We start from the raw sequence: 19,594 nt of genomic DNA on the forward strand, positions 1-19,594 counted from the left end.
TCAAGATGAATAAGCTATGCATATGAGCGGCCCCGCGCACTGGATAGCGCGCTACAACTCGGTACGCGAACGCTCGCTGGCGCTGGCCGAGCCCTTGTCGGACGAGGACTGCTGCGCCCAGTCCATGCCGGATGCGAGCCCCATCAAATGGCACCTGGCGCATACTACCTGGTTCTTCGAGACCTTTATCCTGGAGCGCATGGAGGCGGACTTCGAGCCCTTCCATCCCGCGTTCCGGGTGCTGTTCAATTCCTATTACAACGGCATCGGCGAAAAGCATCCGCGTCCGCAGCGCGGCCTGCTCACGCGGCCGTCGCTGGCCGAGGTGAAAGCCTTCCGCGCGAATGTGGATGCACGCATGGCGCGCCTGTTCGGCCTCGCGCTGGATGCGGCGCAGCGCGCGCAGCTGGAGATGATGGCCACGCTGGGCCTGGAGCACGAGCAGCAGCACCAGGAACTGATGCTGACGGATGTGAAGCATTTGCTGGCGCAGAATCCTTTGCAGCCGGCCTATGCGCAGCAGGCCGGGGCGCGCAGCGAGGCCGGCGCGATGGAGTGGGTGGCGTTTGACGGCGGGCTGGCCGATATCGGTTACGGCGGCGACGGCTTCTGCTTTGACAACGAGCTGCCGCGCCACCGCCAGTATGTGGCGCCGTTCGCGCTGGCTTCGCGGCTGGTGAGCAATGGCGAGTACCTGGCTTTTATCGAGGCGGGCGGCTATGAGACGGCGTCGCTGTGGCTGGCCGAGGGCTGGGACTGGGTTTGCACGCAGGGGTTGCGCATGCCGATGTACTGGCGGCGCGGCGAGGACGGGCAGTGGCTGGAGTTCACGCTGGCGGGCTTGCAGGCGCTGGACCTCGATGCGCCGGCCATGCATTTGTCGCTGTTCGAGGCGGACGCTTACGCCCATTGGCGCGGCGCGCGCTTGCCGACGGAGGGGGAGTGGGAGTTCGCTGCGCAGCAGGACGCACAGGAGCAGGGTGGGTTAAGGCAGATGTTTGGACACTGCTGGCAATGGACCAGCAGCAGCTATGCGCCTTATCCGGGCTATGAGACGGCGCCGGGCGCGCTGGGCGAGTACAACGGCAAGTTCATGCTGAACCAGTATGTGCTGCGCGGCTCGTCGTGCGCCACGCCGGCCGGGCATGCGCGCGCCAGCTACCGCAACTTTTTCCCGGCCGGCGCGCGCTGGCAGTTCACCGGTATCCGCCTGGCGCGCAAGTAGCGGCTTGGCCGTGCTGCCGGCGGCTCTTGGCGGGTTACGCGGTTTCCGCTAACCCGCCCTACGCGGTTGCGAGGTTGCGAGGTTGCGACGTCCTGCGGCTGGACGGCTTATGCCGCAAGGCGGCGCGGGGCGGGGCGGTGGCGCGCCTGGGCCGGGCCTTCCGCCAGGCGGAACTGGCTGACCACGTCTTTCAGCGCGCCGGCCTGGTCCTGCATGGCGGCTGCAGCGGCGGCGGCTTCTTCCACCAGCGCGGCGTTCTGCTGCGTGGTCTGGTCCATTTGCGAGATGGCGACGTTGATCTGCTCGATGCCGTCGGTCTGCTCGTTGTTGGCGAGCGTGATTTCACCCACGATGTCGCTCACGCGCTGGACGCTGGCCACCACTTCGTCCATGGTGCTGCCGGCCTGCTCCACCAGCTTGGCGCCCACATCGACTTTCTCGACCGAATCGGCGATCAGCTCCTTGATTTCCTTGGCGGCGCTGGCCGAGCGCTGCGCCAGGTTGCGCACTTCGGACGCCACCACGGCGAAGCCGCGCCCCTGTTCACCCGCGCGCGCCGCTTCGACCGCCGCGTTCAGCGCCAGGATATTGGTCTGGAAGGCGATGCCGTCGATGACGGCGATAATGTCCACGATCTTGCGCGAGGAGGCGTTGATCGAGCCCATGGTGTCGACCACTTGCGACACGACGCTGCCGCCGCGCTGCGCCACGGCCGACGCGCTGCGCGCCAGTTCGTTGGCCTGGCGCGCGTTGTCGCTGTTGTTGCGCACGGTGGTGGTGAGTTCTATCATCGAGGAGGCGGTCTGTTCCAGGGCGCTGGCCTGCGCTTCGGTGCGCGAGGACAAATCCATATTGCCGCTGGCGATCTGGCTGGAGGCGCTGGCGATGGCGCCGGTGCCGTTGCGCACCTCGCCGACGATGCGCGCCAGGCTGCTGTTCATTTCACCCAGCGCCCCCAGCAGCTGGCCGGCTTCGCAGCGCGTGTCGGCCTTGATCTGGCTGGTCAGGTCGCCCGCCGCCACGGCGCGCGCCACTTGCAGCGCATGGCCGATAGGGGCGGTGATGGAGCGCGTGACGCGCCAGGCGAAGGCCACGCCCAGCAGCAGCGCCAGCGCGCCCAGGCCTGCCATCATGCGGCCCGCCATGCTGATATTGTCTTTCACCAGGCCGCTGTGCTCGACGACGATGCCGCGCTGCAGATCGTTGAGCTGTTTGACGCTGTTTTGCAGACTGCCCAGCGCGGGCAGGGTGTCGCTGCGCATGAACTGGGCGGCCTCGTCGCGCTGGCCGTCGGCGAGCATTTTTGCCACCTTGCTGAAGGACTGCACGTATTGCGCGCGCTGGGTCTTGATGGCCGCCAGCAGCGTCTTGCCTTCGTCGCGGAAGACCAGTTTGTCCAGCACTTCCAGTTCGGCGGAGATGATTTTCTTGTTGCCGTCGATCTGCTCCAGGATGCGCGCTTCGGCCGCCTTGTCGGTGGCGATGAACATTTCCAGCACCAGCGCCGAGTTGGCGCGCGTGGTGGCGGCGATGATGGCGGCGGCGTCGGCCTTGCGCCAGTCCTGGTCCACCATGGTGGCGTTCAGGTCGCCTATCTGCGCCAGCCGCTGCAGACCGATGCCGATCAGCACCGCCATCAGCAGCAGTACCATGCCAAATCCCAGTCCAAGCCGGGCGCCGATGTTCAGATTCGCCAGTTTCATGCCATTCTCCAAATTGTTGCAGTGCAAAAATAGTATATCAATATATTTCGAGGACTGCCGGAAACTGGCGGCGGGCCGCAGGCCGGCGTTCAGGGCTGTGGTTTTTCCAGCGCCTCCAGCACTTGCAGCACGGCGGCGCTGACGGCTTCGGGCTGCGCGAACAGGAGGGGCAGGCCGGTGTCCGGCAGCGCCACGCTGCGTCCGCGCGTGGACAGGCTGGCCAGATGCTGCGCTGCGGTGGCCTGTGCAGCGTCGCTGCGCGCCAGCACCACCAGCGGCAGGTCGCCGAAGGTTTTGCGCGCGGTGCGCAGCTGGCTGGCGCTGGCGGGCAGGTTGTCGATTTCGGAGGCGCGCGAGCGCCAGTAGGCGGGCTTGGCTATTTGCGCCGCCTGCGCGGCAGCCAGCTTGACGCCGGTTTCGCCGCCGGGGGCGTAGGCGCAAGCCGGCGCTGCGGTTATCTTGCCGCTGCTTGCTGCGTCCAGGCAGGCCAGTGCGGTATCGAGGGCCGCCGCTTGCGGGGCGGCCAGGGCCTCGTCCAGCGGCGGATCCACCGGTACAAGGGCGCCCTCCTGGGGCGCCCTTCAATATCCGGCTCTGGCGGCGGCTGGCCGGGACGTTTTTTATGCGGCGGCGCCGGCGTCCGCCGGGGCGGAGGCGGCTTCGCGCTGCTTGATCTGGCGGTTGACGGCGCTCAGCACGGCCTTGAAGGAGGCGGTGACGATGTTGCTGTCTATGCCCGCGCCGAACAGGGTGGGGCCGTTTTCCAGGCGCAGTTCAACATAGCAGGCCGCCTTGGCGTTGGCGCCGGAGCCGATCGAGTGCTCGTGGTAGTCCATCAGCTTGATGTCCAGGCCGAGCGCGTCGACGAAGGCGTCGATCGGGCCGTTGCCGCCGCCTTGCAGCGCCATGCTGGCGCCACGGTGGCTAAGGGCGATGTCGATCTGCACCGGCTCGTCGCTGGTGGTGTCTTCCTGCATCTTGTGCGAGCTGTAGGCGTAAGGCGCGGTCTGCTCCAGGTATTCCTGGCTGAAGATCTGGTGGATGCCTTCGGAGGTGATCTCCAGGCCGGTCTGGTCGGCCACGGCCTGAACGGCGCGGCTGAACTCGATCTGCAGGCGGCGCGGCAGCACCAGGCCGAAGTCCTGCTCGAGCAGATAGGCCATGCCGCCTTTGCCGGACTGGCTGTTCACGCGGATCACCGCGTCGTAGCTGCGGCCCAGATCTTGCGGGTCGATAGGCAGGTAAGGGATTTCCCAAGGCTGGTCCGGCTGCTGCTTGGCGAAGCCCTTCTTGATCGCATCCTGGTGCGAACCGGAGAAGGCGGTGAACACCAGGTCGCCCACGTATGGGTGGCGCGGGTGCACCGGCAGCTGGTTGCATTCCTCCACCAGCTTGCGCACGCTGTCGATGTCGGAGAAGTCCAGGCCAGGGTGCACGCCCTGGGTGTACAGGTTCAATGCCAGCGTCACCAGGTCCACGTTGCCGGTGCGCTCGCCGTTGCCGAACAGGCAGCCTTCCACGCGGTCGGCGCCGGCCATGACGGCCAGTTCGGCGGCGGCGATGGCGGTGCCGCGGTCGTTATGCGGGTGCACGGACAGGATCAGCGAATCGCGGCGCTCCAGCTTGCGCGACATCCATTCGATCTGGTCGGCATACACGTTAGGCGTGCTGCACTCCACCGTCGACGGCATGTTGATGATCATTTTCTTCTGCGGGGTCGGTTTCCAGATGGCGGAAACGGCGTCGCAGATATGCTTGGAGAAATCGAGTTCGGTGGTGGAGAACGATTCCGGCGTGTATTCAAAGCCCCAGTCGGTCTGCGGATGCTGGGCCACCAGCTCTTTCACCAGCGTGGTGCCGGTGGTGGCGATGTTGGTGATCTCTTCGCGCGACATGCCGAACACCACTTTGCGAAACACCGGCGCCACCGAGTTGTACAGGTGGACAATGGCGCGCTTGGCGCCCGCCGCCGCTTCCACGGTGCGGCGTATCAGTTCTTCGCGCGACTGGGTCAGCACGATGATGGTGACGTCGTCCGGAATGCGGTCTTCGTCGATCAGCTTGCGCACGAAGTCGAAGTCGGTCTGCGAGGCCGAAGGGAAGCCCACTTCGATTTCCTTGATGCCGATCTTGATCAGCATGTCAAAGAAGCGCAGCTTTTTCTCCGGGCTCATTGGCTCGATCAGCGCCTGGTTGCCGTCGCGCAGGTCGGTGCTCATCCAGATCGGCGGCTTGCTGATGACGGCGTTCGGCCAGGTGCGGTCGGTCAATTGGACAGCCGGGAAGGCGCGGTATTTCGCTGCTGGGTTTTGCAACATCATGTGGTACTCCTGAGTCTTCTGAATTTTTGGAAGGTAAAGCGCATTCGATGTGGCGCGGGCTGCCAGACGGCCACGGGACGCTAGGCCTGGCAACCGGTCGGTAGCGATAGCAGTAGCAGCGCGAAACCTTGAGAGGTGCGTGCGGTGCTACGGTGCGTGTGAATAGCCGTGGTGGACATCGGTGCAAACTTTCCTGATTTTTTGGGAGACTTGCGCAGCTTGTGGCCGGCGCAGGGGTACAACTGAGACGTGCTTTTTAGGCGCGTGCTAGTAGGCGCAGCGCTAGCGATAGGGCGCTAGGAGCCGGCAGCAGGAAAGCGGATAGGTGCGGATGCGGGAACATGGGCTTTAATGTAAGGGAGCTGCTTCCCGCTTGTCAAGCGAATTTGCGGCGGCGGGCAGGCCGATTAGCGCTTGACCAGCCGAATTGGCGACTCGTACAATGGTCTGTGTTGCTATAAGGCTATAGGGCCGGGAAGGTCGGGAATGATATTAGGGCTAGTTACCATACAGCGCGACCGCGGCCCCTGGCTGCTGGAGTGGTTTGCGTTTCATTACCTGGTTGGCTTCCGCAAGTTCTACTTTTACGCCCACATGTGCCAGGACGACACGGTAGAGATCCTGCTGAAGCTGAAAAAACGGCTCGACATCAACATCATCGCCTTGCCCTCGCCGGGCGACCGCATCCAGCTGCAGGCCTACCAGCACGCTTGCCAGAATTATATGAACGAAGTCGACTGGATGGGCTTCATCGACGGCGACGAGTTCCTGTTCCCGACCAAGGCCTACACCATGCAGGAAGCGCTGTGGCAGTACGACAGCATGCCGGCGTCGGCGCTCGGGGTCTACAACGTGAACTTCGGCAGCTCGGGCCACGTGGCCGAACCGGAAGGCCTGATCACCGAGAACTTCCGCATGCGCGCCGAGGACAGCTTCTACGCGCACAGCCGCGTGAAAAGCCTGGTCAAGGGCCGCCAGCAGACGGCGATTTCGTCCAGCGGCCACGTGTTCGCCACGCCCGGCGGCACCGTCGACGAGCAGATGCGGCCCATCACCTGGGGCTTTATGCCTGACTACGTGCCCAGCTACCGCCAGTTCCGCATGAACCACTACGTCTGCCAGAGCCGCGAATACTACGAGAAGCACAAGCGCGCCAGCGGCCATGCCGACGCCAGCGCCGCCGCCATCCGCGAGGAGGAATGGTGGAACGGCTTCAACACCAACCACCAGATGGACGACTCCATGGCGCGCTACAACGCCCGCTTGCGCGCTACCATGGAGGAGCTGCGCCTGGCCATGGAGGCCTAAGCGCGGCTGCCGCCCCGGCGGCCCGGACCATTTACGACAGCGACCCCAATGCGCAAAAAAATACTGATCGCCTGCAGCCATTTCTGGCCTTCCATCGGAGGGCTGGAGACGAGCATGGGGCAGCTGGGCGGCGAACTGGTGGCGGCCGGCTACGACGTCAGCGTGATGACGCTGGCTTTTCCGGGCCGCAGCGCGGACAGCCATGAGGGCGTGGCCATCATCAGCGTGGACATGCCGGCTTTCCAGCACGCCATCCGCGCGGCGGTGGCCTCCGGCGCCTACGACACCTGCTTGCTGATCCAGGATCCGCTGGGCACCATCGTCTGGAGCGTGGAGCAGCTCGCGCCGCCGGCGCATACGCGGGTGCTGGTGCAGCCCATCATCAACGAGGACGGCTACGCGCGCTGGAAGGACAAGCAGGACTTCCGCCAGCGCCTGGCCGCCATCCTGAAATCGTCCACCGCCGCGCTGACCATGACCAAGAGCGGGCCGGACCACCGCTTTATGCGGGAAGCCGGCGTGGAGCCGGTCTACCTGCCCAACGCCAGCAGCCAGGCCGTGCCGGCCGGCGATTTCCGCCAGCAGCTCGGCATTCCGGCCGACCGCTTCGTAATCCTGCATGTGGCCAATCTGTACTGGGTGAAGAACCACATCGGCCTGATCGACGCCTTGCCCGACATGCCGGCCAACTGGCAGCTGGTGATGATAGGCACGCCCACCGGCGCCACCGACTGCGTGGCGGCGGTGCAGGCCAAGCTGGCCAGCCGCCCGGAAATCAAATACATCCCCGGCCTGCCGCCGGAATGGGTGTCGGCCGCCATGCGCGCGGCGGACGTGGTGGTGCTGGCTTCGCACGGCGAGGGCTCTCCCATCACCCTGCTGGAGGCCATGTCCCACGGCAAGCCCTGGCTGGCCACGCCCCAGTGCGGCGCCGCCAACGACCACCTGGGCGGCTTCATCACGGACCTGCCCGGCTTTATGCCGCGCCTGCGGCAGCTGGCAGCGAACCGGGCGCTGCGCAAGGAGCTGGGCGAGATCAGCCGCGCGCACTGGAGCGAATGCTATGCCTGGCCCGTGGTGCTGCGCGGCTGGACGGACCTGATCGAAACCGGCCGCCTGCAGCGCTCCTTCGAGCCGGGCGCCGCCCTGGTCGAGCGCATGCGGCAGGTCCGCGCGGCGCTGGGGGATGCGGCTGTCCCTGCGGGCAATGCGCCGGAAGCGCTGCTGGGCGAGTTTGCGCGCCGCATCGATTTCGGCGCCTTCCATGTGGATGCCTACCGTGAAGGCCCGGTGCGTTTCGGCTGGGTGGGCACGGTGCCCGAGCGGCCGGATGAAGTGAACAGCCTGCTGATTCCCGCCATGGGCAGCCGGCACCAGATGGCCATCCTGGACGAGCAGGCGGCGCCGGCCCAGGCGGCGGCCTTCTTCCAGTCCATCGATGTGCTGCTGCTGACGTCGGAGCAGGACTATGCGCTGTCCGCCGCCGTTGCCGCCATGGCCTGCGGCGTGTACCTGCTGGGCGTGCGCCAGGGCCGCCTGGCCGAACTGCTGGAGCGGCAGCCCGGCGCGCAGCTGGCGGCGCCGTCCGGCGCCGCGCTGCACGAGGCCATGAACTGGTGCAGCGGGAACGGCGCGGAACTGCGGCGGCGCGGCTACAAGCAGGCGCAGCAGGTGGCGCTGCGCGCCGCCGGAGCCGCCCCGTAGTGTCCGGGCCGGCTGTTGCGGCGGCGCCGGCATGATTGACATTGCCTGCCAGATTGCATAAGGTCGTACTCTTTTCAACACCTAGCCGCCGTGCCGCAGCCTGATATGACGCAACACTTCCTGAACATCGGGGCCGGCAATGCCGCCTTGGCCGGCTTCGCGTCGGTATCCCAGGCGCCCGGCGCGGACTTGCAGCTCGACCTGTCGCAAGGCCTGCCGTTCGCGGATCACAGCATTGCCGGCATCCACTGCCAGAACCATCTTGAATACCTGAGCCAGGAGCAGGGCCTGTTGTTCCTGCGCGAGTGCCGGCGGGTGTTGGCGCGCGGCGCCATTCTGCGCGTTGCCACGCCGGATCTGGGCGCCATGCTGGCCACGTTTGCCGCGCAAAGCGCGCCCGGCGCGCCGGAGCACCAGTGGATCAACAATCCGGCCGAGGCGCTCAATCTGCAGATGCGGATGGAGGGGCGCCAGTGGACCTACAGCGCGCAGGACCTGCAGCGCGCCGCCATGCTTGCCGGACTGGACAGCGCGGTGCGGCGCCAGCCCGGAGAAAGCGGCATGGCGCCGCTGGCTGGCCAGGTGGCCGGCGCGCCCGGCCAGCTGATTATGGAATTCTTGCCGTGCAAGCCGGTGCTGGACGCCCAGCCCCTGGTGAGCATCGTGATTCCCGGCTACCGCGCGCGCTATTTCGAGGCCGCCTTGTCAAGTGCGCTGGCGCAGACTTATGCCCATACCGAGATCCTCGTACTGGACGACAGCGGCGATGGCGACATCCGCCAGCTGATCGAGGCCAGCGCGGGCGCCGGCCGGGTGCGCTACCTGAAGAACACTCCGCCGCTGGGCGAGGTGAAAAGCCTGACGCGCGGCATCCACGAGGCGCGCGGTGAACTGATCAAGCCGCTGTACGACGACGATGTGCTGCTGCCGCACTGCGTGGAACGCATGGTGCAAGGCATGCAGGCCTGCCCGGACGCCGCGCTGGCCATTTCGCGCCGCTACACCATCAACGCGGCTGGAGAGCGGTTCGAGGAACAGCTGCTGGCGGTAGCCAATGCCAGCTGCGAAATCAGCGGCTTGAGTCTGGCGGCCTTCACGCTGGCCACCGGCCGCAATTTCATCGGGCCGCCGTCGTCGGTCATGCTGCGGCGCGCGGACGCGCTGACCATGGCGCCCTCGGTGATGAGTTTCAGCGGCTTTGAAACCAAGGGGGCGGGCGACGTGGCGCTCTATCTGCACATGCTGGGCAGGGGCGAGTGCGTGTTCCTGGCCGACCTGCTGAGCGAGTTCCGCGTGCACGACAACCACACCTCCAGCGATCCGGCCATCTTCGCCCACGAGCGCAACAGCTGGATGTTCCTGAAACATCACGGCCGCCGCCTCGGGCTGATGCCCGCGGACACCAACCTGAAGATCAAGCGCGGCATTTAGCGCTGCCGGGGACTGGGCTCAGCCTGCGCGTATTAGCGAGATGATGCGTTCCAGGGCTTCTTCCGGCAGCGTCGGGTAGATCGGCAGGCAGATCACCTGGTCGGCGGCCTGGCGCGCCAGCGGCAGCGTCGAGCGCGCGGCCGACGGCAGGCCCCGGTACATGGGGAAGTCGCTGATGAGCGGATAGAAATAGCGCCGCGCATGGATGCCGTGCTCCTTGAGCCTGCGGTACAAGTCGTCCCGGCTACGGCTGTATTGCGGACCCACCATGATGGGGAAGTAGGCGTAGTTGGACACGCCCTCGTGTCCGCGCGGCACGCAGTGGATGCCGGCCACGCCGGCCAGTTCGCGACGGTAGCGCGCGTCGATCAGCTGGCGCTTCTGGATCGCCTGTTCCAGATCCTTCAGCTGCAGCAGTCCCAGCGCGGCGTTGAACTCGCTCATCTTGCCGTTGATGCCGGGCGCCACCACCGTCACCTCGTCCACAAAGCCGAAGTTCTTCAGATGGTCGATGCGCTGCTTGGTCTTGGCGTCCGGGCAGATGATGGCGCCGCCCTCGAAGGTGTTGAACACCTTGGTGGCGTGGAAGCTCAGCACCGCCAGGTCGCCGTAGTTGAGGATGCTGCCAGACTGGTTGCGCACGCCAAAGGCATGGGCCGCGTCGTAGATCACTTTCAGCCCGTAAGTGTCGGCGATGCGCTGGATTTCATCGACGTCGCAGGGCGTGCCGTAGCAGTGCACCGGCATGATGGCCGTGGTCTGCGGCGTGATGGCCGCTTCGATGTTGCGCGGGTCGAGGTTTAGCGTGACCGGGTCGACGTCGACGAACACCGGCTTCACCCCGGTCCACAGCAGCGAGTGCGCGGTGGCGACGAAGGAATACGGCGTGGTGATCACTTCGCCGGTGATACGCAGGGCCTGCAAGGCGGTGATCAGCGCGATGGTGGCGTTGGTGAACAGGGACACGTGCCGCACGCCCAGGTGACGGCACAGCTCGGCTTCCAGCTGCTGGTGGAAGGGGCCGCCGTTGGTCAGCGTTTTGCTGTCCCAGATCTGCTGCAGGTAGGGAATGAATTCTTCCAGGGGCGGCAGGGTGGGCTCGGTGACGTAGATAGGTTTCATAGGGCGTATGGTGGGGCGGTGGGGCAATGGGCTTAGCGTCATCATCTCCCACGGCAAGTTGTTTTGGCAAGCAATCCCTGGCTACCGGGCTCAGCTTGCCGAGATCGCGTGTTCCAGTAGACTCAGCCTTGGCGCCATTTGGGTATCGAGGTTCAGTACCCGCCGCAAACTGGCCGCGCCCTGTGCGGACAGCGCGTAGAGCGCCCCCGGGTCGCGATAGTACGCCGCGATCTGCTGCACAATGCTGTGTGGCTCGGGCTGGACTATCACCAAGTCGGTGCCGTCGGCGAAGGGATTGAGCTGCAACGGGTCGGAAACGAACAAGGCCACCTCGTTGACGCCCGCCTCCAGGGCGGCGCCGGTGGGGAAACCGTCGAAACTGCCTGGCGACAGGATAAAGGGCCGGTTGGGCGAGAGCAGGATGTCCATCGAGCGGTAGAGCTGGTGCAGCGCCTCGGTGTGCAGCGAGCCGTGAAACACGATGCTGCGGCCCAGTTCGCTGACGTCGATGACGTCCGGCGTGAAGTTGCCGATCACATGGAACACCATGTCGGCGTGCCGTGCGTGCAGCAGCTTGGCCACGGCGACGAACACATCGTAGCCCTTGTCGATGCCTTGCGGACTGTATTGGTAGGCCGAAAAGCAGATGTCGAATTGCGCCTTTTGCGCCGGGAACTTCAGCTTGGGCGCCGGATAGGTCTCGGGCACCGAGTTGACGCCGCCGTAGACAAATTCAATTTGCTCGGCACGGCAGAATTGCTTGCGGATCAGGTAATCGTAGGTGATTTTCTGTGTGCACAGCACCTTGCGGAAGCAGGGCGACGACAACACCCGGCGCAGCTTGCGGTCGGACTCCTCGCCGTCGATGGCGAAGCCGCCGCCGGGGTACAGGCAAAAAATGAAGGGCGTTCCGGCCCGTTCCAGCGCCGGACAGAAAGTGTAGGCGTTGTTGATGAACACCATGTACGCCACCCTGGCCGGCTCGAGCCAGCGCGGATCGCCTAGCCTGACCTTGCCGGCGTGTTCGGGATACCGGGTTTCGTACTCCTGGCGCGCCGGCCCCATGCCTTCCTGCTGGCGATGCGGCGGGAAGGACGTGGCGGTCGAGTGGACCGCCGCCCGCTCGAAATGGCTGAGATAGCAATTGTATTCGGCGATGCGGAAGGCCGATGTCAGCAGCGGGAAGATATCGTCCAGTATCAGCAGGTCCAGCGGCGCGGCGGCAGCCTGCGGCGGGCACTGCGCCATTTCCCGGTGCAGCAGCGCGCTCCAGGCCGGCGCCAGCAGCGCCCAGTTGTGTTCCATCGCCACGCGCTGCGCGTTGCGCATCCCGGCCACGCGGATGTGCTCCACCTGCTGGCCGCACCAGTTCAGGCCCGCCCGCAGCGCCGGCGCGGAAGGAGCCAGCACCAGGCCGCCCAGGTGGCCGGCGATACAGGCGGGCAGGACCACCGGGCTGAGGCACAGCGCAAAGGCGCCACAGGCGGCCGCCTCCAGCAGTTGCTGCGCCGCCAGCTCCAGGTCCGACAGCACGATCAGGACATCGATGGAGTTGTAAAAGGCAGCCAGCATCTGCGGGCTGGACTGGCCGCTGATGACGCTGATTTGGTAGGCGTCGCCCAGCGCCTCGGCCAGCAGCGCCAGTTCGGCCTTGCCCGGCGCGCCGGCATCGCCCACCCAGCCCAGGCGCAGCGCGCCGGTGCGGTGGGCTTGCACGTTGAAGATAGAGAAATCCACGCCGCGCGCCATGGGGCGCAGGGCCGGGAAAATATCGGCCTGCTGCGCGGCGGCGGTATGGCGGTCAACGATAAACGACCTGGCGCCCAGCAGCGCCTCCGGCCCGGCGGCAGAGGCAGCGGCGGTCAGGTAGCGCAGCGTGCTGGCGGCACCGGCGGCGGGCGATGCCGCCCCGGCGGGGCGGAAATCGAGCAGCAGCTCGAACGGCGGCACAGCTGGTTCATTGCCGGCGGCCAGCACGGTGAACTGGAACTCCTGCTCCAGCGCGGCCATCAGGCAGCGGGCGACGCTGTGCGTGCCCGGATCGTGCTCGTCCAGCAAGACACCGATATTTTTTCTTGCCATTATTCGAACGCGCGCATGCGTTTGGCCGGATTGCCCATCATGGTGGCGCCCGCCGTCACGCGGGCCATGACCAGCGCGCCCGACGCGATGGTGGCATCCGCCCCGACCCGCACTTTCTGCAGGATGGTGGCGTTCGAGCCCACCAGCACGGCGCTGTCGAGGGCGGCATTGCCGCCGATCTGCGCGCCGGGATTGACCTGGCAGTAGTCGCCGAGGACGGCGTCGTGGCCGATGCCGCAGCCGAAGTTCAGATAGCTGCACCGGCCCACCACCACGCCGGGGCCGACGGTGCAGTTCGGCGCCACGATGACGCCGTCGCCCAGCTGGCTGGCCGGCGCCACGCTGCTGGACGGATGGACAAAACTCGGGAAGCTGAAGCCGGCCTGCAGCAGGCGCTCATGCATCTGCCGTTTCACCGCCGGGGAGCCGATCGCCAGGAACGCGAGCCGCGTGCCGGCCTGCTCCGGCGTGACCTGGTCGATGAAGATGCGGCCCGGCAGCCGGTAGGCCGCGTGTTCTTCTGCATTATTGCTGAGATAGCCGGCGACCGTGTAGCGCGCGGCGCACCAGGCGGTGAATTCACGTGCCAGGCCGCCGGTGCCGATGATCAGGACAGATTCCATTATGCTTTCTTAAAACGGTGGCCCACCGCCACCTGGCCGATCTTGATGCGCTTGGGGACCATGTGCGGCTGCAGGCGCGACTTCAGGAAGGCCATCAGCGCATCCTTGTCGACCTCCTGGCCGTCGGCCGCCTGCACGCTCAGTTCCACGTGCTGGCCCGTAATGGGATTGCTGCGCGCATGCGCCGTCACCAGCGACACGCCGGGATACTCCAGCACCGCGCGCTCGACTTCGGACGCCATGAACTTCAGCCCGGCCACGTTGATCACGTCGCTGATGCGGCCCACCACCTTGTAGTGGCCGTCCTTGCTTTCGACCACGTCCTTGGTGTCATACCAGCCCTCGGCGTCGAACGGCGAGGGGGCGTTCAGGTAGCCCAGCATGCGCGACTGCGAGCGGATCTTCAGCACGCCGTCCACCACCTTGGTTTCCACGCCTTCGCCGCCGACTTTCATGAACAGACTGTCGCGCCGCTCCGATTTCACGCGCACGATGCCGAGTTCGGACATGCCGAAGGTCTGGCGGAAATCGACGTCCGGCAACAGGCGGCACAATTCGCTCAAGGTGGGCTGGTCCATGCGCTCGGTGCCGTAGGTGATCACGTTCAGGCAGGCCGGCACCTGGTCCGGAATGGCGCCGCTCATGAGCATCATGCGCAGGAAAGTGGGCGTGGTCGGCAGCACTTCGACCGCGTGCTCGCGGCAAGTGTCCAGAATGGCGTGCACGGTGCGGCTGCCCGGCGCCACCACCACGCCGCGGTTGAATAGCGTGTGCAACAGGGTGTTGATGCCGCCGATATGGTCGAACAGCAGGAAATTAATGGTGCGCAGCGTCGGGCGCGGCGTCTCGAAGCGCTGCAGGAACAGGGCCAGATCGTGCAGTATGGCTTTGGGCCGCCCGGTGGTGCCGGTGGAGAACAGGACCAGGCCGGCGTGCCCGCGCTCGCGCAGGGCCGCGATCAATTCATGGTGGCGGGTGCCGGGGCGGCGCCGCACCTGGCCGCCTTCGATCACGACATCGACCTGGGCCGTATCGAAAAAATATTCATGCTCGTGCGCCGTTTCGGCCGTCAACGGCACCACGATGGTGTCGAGGTCGATCAGGCGCAGCAGGGTGAGGATGGAGGCGGGCGTGAAATCGCCGATCAGGGCCACCACGTCGCCGGGCCGGACCCCCGACAGGTCGGCCGCAGGCTGGGCCAGGATGTCCGCAAAGCGCAGCGCGCCGTTCTGATGGATGAAGAACGGGGTATCGCAGCCGTCCCAGACTTTGCTTAACTTGGCAATCAGTTCCATCAGACACCCCCCACGTTGAGAATCTGGCCCGACAGCGATCGGCTTTTGGGATCGAGCAGCAGTTCCGTCAAGTCGCACACCGCGTCCGCCGTGAACTGGGTCGGGATAATTTGCTGGGCCACGATATTGGCAATCTGCGCAGGGGTGATGCCCTTGAGCAGGCTGGTGTCGATGGGACCCGGCGCGATGCAATTGACGTTGACGCCGAAGTCCGCCATTTCGCGCGCAAATGCCCGCGTAAAGCCTTCAACGCCGGCTTTCGAGGCCGCGTAGATCGACTCGCCCTTCAAGCCCAGCGCCACCGCAATGGTCGAGAAATTGATGATGGCGCCGCCGCGGTTGCGTATCATCAGCGGCGCAAAATGCTGGCAGCAATAGATGGTGCCGAGCAGATTGGTTGCCATGATGCGCTGCGAGACGCTCTCCGGCGTGGTCAGCGCCAGATTCATGGAGGCGATGCCGGCTGCGTTGATCAGCCCGTGCACCGGCTGGCCGGTGCGGCGTATGGCTTTCGCCGCCTGTTTCACCGTGTCGTAGGACGCGACGTCGCAATCCTGGGCCGGGAAGGGCAGGCCGCTGGTGTCGCGCGCCAGTCCGAATACCTCGATATTGCTTTGCAGGAGGCGGTCGCAGATCGCCCGCCCCAGGCCACGGCTGGCGCCGGTGACGACGATCATTGTTTGCCGCGCATCTGCGCGAGGAATTCATCGGCCAGGGCGCCCGCCGCGCGGAACATGCTGCGCGAGCGCGACATGGCGGCGTCGGAAGTCCAGTCGAAGTCGAAGCCGAGGTCGCCGCCCAGGTCTTCCAGCGCCAGGCACAGTTCCACCAGCTTCATGGAATCGAGCGCGCTGGCATCGCCTATCAGGGGGGTGTCGTCACCTACTTGCTGCAACATTCCTTCGGATAATTCCAGGATCGTCGCGTAGATTTTCTGTTTAAGTTCTTGCTCCTGCATGGAGACTCCTAAGGGAAGCAGGTGGATCAGGATGGTGATTTGGCGCGCGGCAGCTCAAGTAGTCATGGTACAGCTTCCCCGGCAATTTTCAAAGGGCGGGGGAGGGCTGCCACAGCCTGGTACGGCCGGCCTCAGGCCTTGCGCCAGACCTGCCAGGTGCCGTGCTCGGACTCCAGTTTGCACTGCGCCGCCAGCAGCGGCAGGCAGCTGCGCACCGAATCCCAGTCCGTGTCGTCCATGATGATCGGGCCGTTGCTCTTGATCTTGGGCAGGTAGTACTGGAGGTCCTTGGCGACGAATTCAATGTCATGGTTGCCGTCGATGTGCAGCACGCCGATGCCGTCGGCCGGCAGGTGTTGCAGCGCGGTATCAATCAATTGGCGCAGTTCTGGGGTCATCGACCGGTCTCTCAAAAAAGTTGTGAAGGTTGGCGGAGCGCGGAGACAGGCTCCGCGTACAGCCCCCATCGTACAGGCTGCAGGCCATTTTCAAAAGCAAAGGCAGAGCTCTGTTTCCTTGGCACGACGCCGGATGCCCGGTGCGGCGTTTGCGCTGCGGTTACGCCACCGTCACGCGCGCCGCGCCCGCCGCAGTGCGGCCGATGACGGCCGCGCCCTCGAAGCCCTCGCGCGCGAACAGCGCCAGCACCTCGTCCACGCTCGCCGCGTCGCAGGCCACCAGCAGGCCGCCGGAGGTTTGCGGGTCGGTCAGCAGCGCCTGCTGCGCCGGGGTGATGGCGGCGTCCAGCGCCACGTCCTGGCCGTAGGCGTCCCAGTTGCGGCCGGAGGCGCCGGTGAAATAGCCGTCCTTGGCCAGCTGCTCCACGCCGGGCAGCAGCGGAATGCGCGCCATCTCCAGCTGCGCTTCCAGGCCGGCGCCGCGCGCCAGCTCCAGCAGATGTCCCAGCAGGCCGAATCCGGTCACGTCGGTCATGGCGTGCACGCCCGGCATGGCCGACAGCGCCTGGCCCGGCTTGTTCAGCTTGGTGGTGTTGGCGATCATGGCGGCGTAGCCGTCCGCGTCCAGCTTGTCCTTCTTCAGCGCGGCCGACAGCACGCCCACGCCCAGCGGCTTGCCCAGCACCAGCACGTCGCCGGCCTGCGCACCGCTGTTGCGCTTGACCTTGGACGGATGCACCAGGCCCAGCACCACCAGGCCGTAGATGGGCTCCACCGAATCGATGGTGTGGCCGCCGGCGATGGGGATGCCGGCTTCGGCGCAGATGGATTCGCCGCCCCGGATAATCTGGCCTATGGTCTCGATCGGCAGCTTGTTGACCGGCATGCCGACCAGGGCCAGCGCCATGATGGGGGTGCCGCCCATGGCGTACACGTCCGAAATGGCGTTGGTGGCGGCAATGCGGCCGAAGTCGAAAGGATCGTCGACGATGGGCATGAAGAAGTCGGTGGTGGCGATCAGGGCCTGCTCGTCGTTGAGCTTGTAGACCGCCGCATCGTCCGAGGTCTCGATGCCGACCATCAGTTCCTTGGGAACCGGGAAGCCGTGGGAGTTTTTCAGGATTTCCGACAGCACGCCGGGCGCGATCTTGCAGCCGCAGCCGCCGCCGTGGGAAAAGGAGGTGAGTTTGATAGGTGTTTGCATAGGCCCGCCAATATAGGTGCTGCAGAATATCACACGGCGGCAGCCGCTTGTAAAGGCCGGACGCCCATGCTTTCCGGTTACAATCGGCCATGAGTTCAATTCATGCATCATTCCGCAGCGCCCGGCCGCAACAGCTGGCCGAGGCCTTGCTGCATGCGCGGGCGCATACGCTGGCGCTGTTCGACTGCGCGGCGGCCGCCGGGCTGGACGCGGCGATCCGCGTGCCGCAGCTGCGCAGCCTGAATCCGCCGCTGTGGGAACTGGGCCGCACGGCCTGGTTCGCCGAGTGGTTCGTGTTGCGCGAGGCCGCCTCCAGCCACCCGGCAGACGCCGAGGCCAACGCCTTGCTGAGCAAGGGCGATGACTGGTTCGACGCCAACACCGTGCCGCACGGCGCGCGCTGGAACCTGGACCTGCCCGGCGCGGGCGCGCTGAAAACCTATTGCCATGAAGTGCTGGACCGGGTGCTGGACCGCCTGTCGCGCTGCGGCGGCAGCGACGCCGAGCTGTATCCCTACCGGCTGGCGCTGGCGCACGAGGATATGCAGGGCGAAGCCATGCTGTCGGCCTTGCAGACGCTGGGCCTGGCGGTGCCGCCCGGCGTGGCGCGCGACGAGCCGTCCTGGCCGCAGCAGTCCGAGATCGGCTTCCCCGGCGGCACGCTGCAGATGGGCAGCGCGGACGACGGCGGTTTCGTCTTTGATAATGAATTGCAGGCCCACGCCTGCCGGGTGGCGCCGTTCCGCATGGACGCGGCCCTGGTCAGCAACGCCCAGTTCGCCGACTTTGTGGAGGACGGCGGCTACCAGCGGCGCCAGTTCTGGAGCGCGGCCGGCAATGCCTGGCTGATGCGGCAGGAGCGTTCCGCGCCGCGCTACTGGCAGCGCGAGGGTGGCGGTGGTTCAGGGAGCGTGTGGCGCACCATGCGCTTCGGGCATTTGTGCACCCTGGCCGGGCCGGAGCCGGTGCGCCATATCAGCCTGTACGAGGCGCAGGCGTATTGCGCCTGGGCCGAACGGCGCTTGCCGACCGAGGCGGAATGGGAATATGCGGCCCTGTCCGGACATGCTGCGTTCAGCTGGGGCCAGCTGTGGGAGTGGACTTCGACGCCGTTCGAAGCCTACCCGGGTTTCCAGCCAGGCCCTTGGCGCGAATATTCGGCGCCGCACTTTGCCGCCAGCCAGGTACTGCGCGGCGCGTCGTTCGCCACGCCGTCGAGGCTGGGGTCGGCCAAGTTCCGCAATTTCCAGCTGCCGGGCACAGACCACGTGTTTGCGGGCCTGCGCACCTGCGCCTGGTGAGGGATCAGCACTGCTCCAGTGTGATGGGGTGGCCGGCATGGGCCATCAGTTCCTGGCGGCCCAGGCGGGTGGCCATGTTCGGCGCCGGGTGCTTTTTGTACAAATACAGCATGGTGGGCACCAGCAGGTCGTCGCGGGTATTGCCGCGGCGTTCGTTTTCCGGCGAGTCCGCAGTGCTCTTGTAGATGTTCACACCGTTGGTGGCCACATGCTCCAGCGTGCGTCCGGCCAGCGCGGCCAGCAGGAAGTCCCAGTCCTCGTAGATGCGCATATCGCCGGCGTGGCGCACGTTCTGCACCACGTCGCGGCGGTACACCAGGCAGTTGTTCGGAATGCGGTTGAGGATGAAAATGCTGTCGGCGGTGATGCCGGCGGTGGACATGTCGTCGCTGCCCAGGAACTGCGGCGGATTGTGCCGGCGGTCCTCGCGCAGCACGCGGAAGTCGCAGTGGACGATTTCCGGCGTGCGCGTGCCGATATGGTCGGCCAACGCCTGCAGGTGGCCGGGCTCGAAGGTGTCGTCGTCGTCCAAAAACATCACGTAAGGCGTCTTGGCCAGGTCCAGCGCCATGTTGCGGCTTTCAGCCGGGCCGTTCTGGCCGCTGCGGATGACGTAGGTGTAGCGCCCGGCCAAGGCCGCCAGTTCAGGGAATGGCGGAATATAGCCTCCGGTATCGTCGACAACGATCACCTGGAAGTCTTTATAGGTCTGCGCGATCAGGGACTGCAGGGCGCGGCGCAGCAGCAATGGGCGCTCATGCGTCGGGATGATGATGGTAAACAAACGGTGCTCCTGGATGGCTGGGCTGTGAAATGCCTGCCAATATCACACGCCCGCCGCCGCTTGTAAAGGTTGCGATGGGCGGCAGTTGTTGGCGGGTTACGCCGCTGCGCGGCTAACCCGCCCTACGTGCCCCCG

The 19,594-nt window shown here is 66.0% G+C and carries 17 protein-coding genes; 5 read left to right on the plus strand and 12 right to left on the minus strand.

All coding sequences use genetic code 11. The features are described 5' to 3' along the window. Positions 1-16: 16 nt before the first annotated feature. A complete protein-coding gene (egtB, locus tag KT882_RS12345; RefSeq protein ID WP_228895968.1) occupies positions 17-1,225 on the plus strand; it encodes an ergothioneine biosynthesis protein EgtB in 1,209 nt (402 codons plus the stop codon). A 107-nt stretch (positions 1,226-1,332) separates the two neighbouring features. Here egtB and KT882_RS12350 read toward each other — a convergent pair whose 3' ends face one another. The 3 genes from KT882_RS12350 to leuA all read right to left on the minus strand — a co-directional run bounded on the left by KT882_RS12350 (position 1,333) and on the right by leuA (position 5,249). Then, entirely contained in the window at positions 1,333-2,928 is a 1,596-nt protein-coding gene (locus KT882_RS12350; protein ID WP_161074009.1) for a methyl-accepting chemotaxis protein, read from the minus strand. 89 nt (positions 2,929-3,017) lie between these two features. Then, the gene (locus KT882_RS12355) at positions 3,018-3,479 is read right to left on the minus strand and encodes a hypothetical protein (RefSeq protein WP_228895971.1); all 462 of its coding nucleotides are present in this window, start codon (positions 3,477-3,479) and stop codon (positions 3,018-3,020) included. 69 nt (positions 3,480-3,548) lie between these two features. Further along, a complete protein-coding gene (gene leuA / locus KT882_RS12360) occupies positions 3,549-5,249 on the minus strand; it encodes a 2-isopropylmalate synthase (RefSeq protein WP_161074011.1) in 1,701 nt (566 codons plus the stop codon). A 486-nt stretch (positions 5,250-5,735) separates the two neighbouring features. Here leuA and KT882_RS12365 point away from each other — a divergent pair, with 486 nt between their 5' ends. The 3 genes from KT882_RS12365 to KT882_RS12375 all read left to right on the plus strand — a co-directional run bounded on the left by KT882_RS12365 (position 5,736) and on the right by KT882_RS12375 (position 9,692). Then, on the plus strand, positions 5,736-6,557 hold the full coding sequence (locus KT882_RS12365; RefSeq protein ID WP_161074012.1) for a glycosyltransferase family 2 protein: 822 nt from the start codon (positions 5,736-5,738) through the stop codon (positions 6,555-6,557). Between the two features lie 48 nt (positions 6,558-6,605). Beyond that, complete coding sequence (locus KT882_RS12370) at positions 6,606-8,261, plus strand: glycosyltransferase family 4 protein (RefSeq protein ID WP_228895973.1); 1,656 nt, start codon at positions 6,606-6,608, stop codon at positions 8,259-8,261. A 105-nt stretch (positions 8,262-8,366) separates the two neighbouring features. Further along, a complete protein-coding gene (locus tag KT882_RS12375; protein ID WP_161074014.1) occupies positions 8,367-9,692 on the plus strand; it encodes a glycosyltransferase in 1,326 nt (441 codons plus the stop codon). Positions 9,693-9,710: 18 nt separating this feature from the next. Here the strand turns inward: KT882_RS12375 and KT882_RS12380 are convergent, their stop codons facing one another. The 8 genes from KT882_RS12380 to selD all read right to left on the minus strand — a co-directional run bounded on the left by KT882_RS12380 (position 9,711) and on the right by selD (position 17,374). Continuing rightward, on the minus strand, positions 9,711-10,856 hold the full coding sequence (locus KT882_RS12380; protein WP_161074037.1) for a DegT/DnrJ/EryC1/StrS family aminotransferase: 1,146 nt from the start codon (positions 10,854-10,856) through the stop codon (positions 9,711-9,713). A gap of 48 nt (positions 10,857-10,904) precedes the next feature. Then, entirely contained in the window at positions 10,905-12,896 is a 1,992-nt protein-coding gene (locus KT882_RS12385; RefSeq protein WP_161074015.1) for a glycosyltransferase family 4 protein, read from the minus strand. After that, positions 12,896-13,519 carry an acetyltransferase gene (locus KT882_RS12390; protein ID WP_161074016.1) on the minus strand — a complete coding sequence of 208 codons (624 nt, stop codon included), beginning with the start codon at positions 13,517-13,519 and terminating at the stop codon, positions 12,896-12,898. Before KT882_RS12390 ends, KT882_RS12385 begins: the two co-directional genes overlap by 1 nt. Then, positions 13,519-14,814 carry a class I adenylate-forming enzyme family protein gene (locus KT882_RS12395; RefSeq protein WP_161074017.1) on the minus strand — a complete coding sequence of 432 codons (1,296 nt, stop codon included), beginning with the start codon at positions 14,812-14,814 and terminating at the stop codon, positions 13,519-13,521. The genes KT882_RS12390 and KT882_RS12395 overlap by 1 nt, the downstream gene beginning before the upstream one ends. Next, a complete protein-coding gene (locus tag KT882_RS12400) occupies positions 14,814-15,491 on the minus strand; it encodes an SDR family NAD(P)-dependent oxidoreductase (protein WP_161074018.1) in 678 nt (225 codons plus the stop codon). The genes KT882_RS12395 and KT882_RS12400 overlap by 1 nt, the downstream gene beginning before the upstream one ends. Then, a complete protein-coding gene (locus tag KT882_RS12405; protein ID WP_161074019.1) occupies positions 15,488-15,772 on the minus strand; it encodes an acyl carrier protein in 285 nt (94 codons plus the stop codon). Before KT882_RS12405 ends, KT882_RS12400 begins: the two co-directional genes overlap by 4 nt. A gap of 131 nt (positions 15,773-15,903) precedes the next feature. Beyond that, positions 15,904-16,170, minus strand: coding sequence for a class I SAM-dependent methyltransferase (locus tag KT882_RS12410; RefSeq protein WP_228895978.1), 267 nt, complete (start codon positions 16,168-16,170; stop codon positions 15,904-15,906). A 160-nt stretch (positions 16,171-16,330) separates the two neighbouring features. Further along, the gene (selD, locus tag KT882_RS12415) at positions 16,331-17,374 is read right to left on the minus strand and encodes a selenide, water dikinase SelD (protein ID WP_228895981.1); all 1,044 of its coding nucleotides are present in this window, start codon (positions 17,372-17,374) and stop codon (positions 16,331-16,333) included. A gap of 89 nt (positions 17,375-17,463) precedes the next feature. Between selD and senA the strand changes: the two genes are divergently transcribed. Next, a complete protein-coding gene (gene senA / locus KT882_RS12420; RefSeq protein ID WP_228895982.1) occupies positions 17,464-18,675 on the plus strand; it encodes a selenoneine synthase SenA in 1,212 nt (403 codons plus the stop codon). A gap of 4 nt (positions 18,676-18,679) precedes the next feature. Here the strand turns inward: senA and KT882_RS12425 are convergent, their stop codons facing one another. Continuing rightward, positions 18,680-19,459, minus strand: coding sequence for a glycosyltransferase family 2 protein (locus KT882_RS12425; protein ID WP_161074022.1), 780 nt, complete (start codon positions 19,457-19,459; stop codon positions 18,680-18,682). Between the last annotated feature and the right edge of the window lie 135 nt (positions 19,460-19,594).

The organism is Pseudoduganella aquatica (genome assembly GCF_020865585.1).
In the GTDB taxonomy this organism is placed as follows: domain Bacteria; phylum Pseudomonadota; class Gammaproteobacteria; order Burkholderiales; family Burkholderiaceae_D; genus Rugamonas; species Rugamonas aquatica_A.

Bases quoted from the DNA above. Each gene is read 5' to 3' on its own strand.
- KT882_RS12405 (WP_161074019.1), bottom strand. From the start codon at position 15,772: ATGCAGGAGCAAGAACTTAAACAGAAAATCTACGCGACGATCCTGGAA.
- selD (WP_228895981.1), bottom strand. From the start codon at position 17,374: ATGCAAACACCTATCAAACTCACCTCCTTTTCCCACGGCGGCGGCTGC.
- KT882_RS12385 (WP_161074015.1), bottom strand. From the start codon at position 12,896: ATGGCAAGAAAAAATATCGGTGTCTTGCTGGACGAGCACGATCCGGGC.
- KT882_RS12375 (WP_161074014.1), top strand. From the start codon at position 8,367: ATGACGCAACACTTCCTGAACATCGGGGCCGGCAATGCCGCCTTGGCC.
- senA (WP_228895982.1), top strand. From the start codon at position 17,464: ATGAGTTCAATTCATGCATCATTCCGCAGCGCCCGGCCGCAACAGCTG.
- KT882_RS12400 (WP_161074018.1), bottom strand. From the start codon at position 15,491: ATGATCGTCGTCACCGGCGCCAGCCGTGGCCTGGGGCGGGCGATCTGC.
- KT882_RS12370 (WP_228895973.1), top strand. From the start codon at position 6,606: ATGCGCAAAAAAATACTGATCGCCTGCAGCCATTTCTGGCCTTCCATC.
- KT882_RS12395 (WP_161074017.1), bottom strand. From the start codon at position 14,814: ATGGAACTGATTGCCAAGTTAAGCAAAGTCTGGGACGGCTGCGATACC.
- leuA (WP_161074011.1), bottom strand. From the start codon at position 5,249: ATGATGTTGCAAAACCCAGCAGCGAAATACCGCGCCTTCCCGGCTGTC.
- KT882_RS12390 (WP_161074016.1), bottom strand. From the start codon at position 13,519: ATGGAATCTGTCCTGATCATCGGCACCGGCGGCCTGGCACGTGAATTC.
- KT882_RS12410 (WP_228895978.1), bottom strand. From the start codon at position 16,170: ATGACCCCAGAACTGCGCCAATTGATTGATACCGCGCTGCAACACCTG.
- KT882_RS12350 (WP_161074009.1), bottom strand. From the start codon at position 2,928: ATGAAACTGGCGAATCTGAACATCGGCGCCCGGCTTGGACTGGGATTT.
- KT882_RS12365 (WP_161074012.1), top strand. From the start codon at position 5,736: ATGATATTAGGGCTAGTTACCATACAGCGCGACCGCGGCCCCTGGCTG.
- KT882_RS12380 (WP_161074037.1), bottom strand. From the start codon at position 10,856: ATGACGCTAAGCCCATTGCCCCACCGCCCCACCATACGCCCTATGAAA.
- egtB (WP_228895968.1), top strand. From the start codon at position 17: ATGCATATGAGCGGCCCCGCGCACTGGATAGCGCGCTACAACTCGGTA.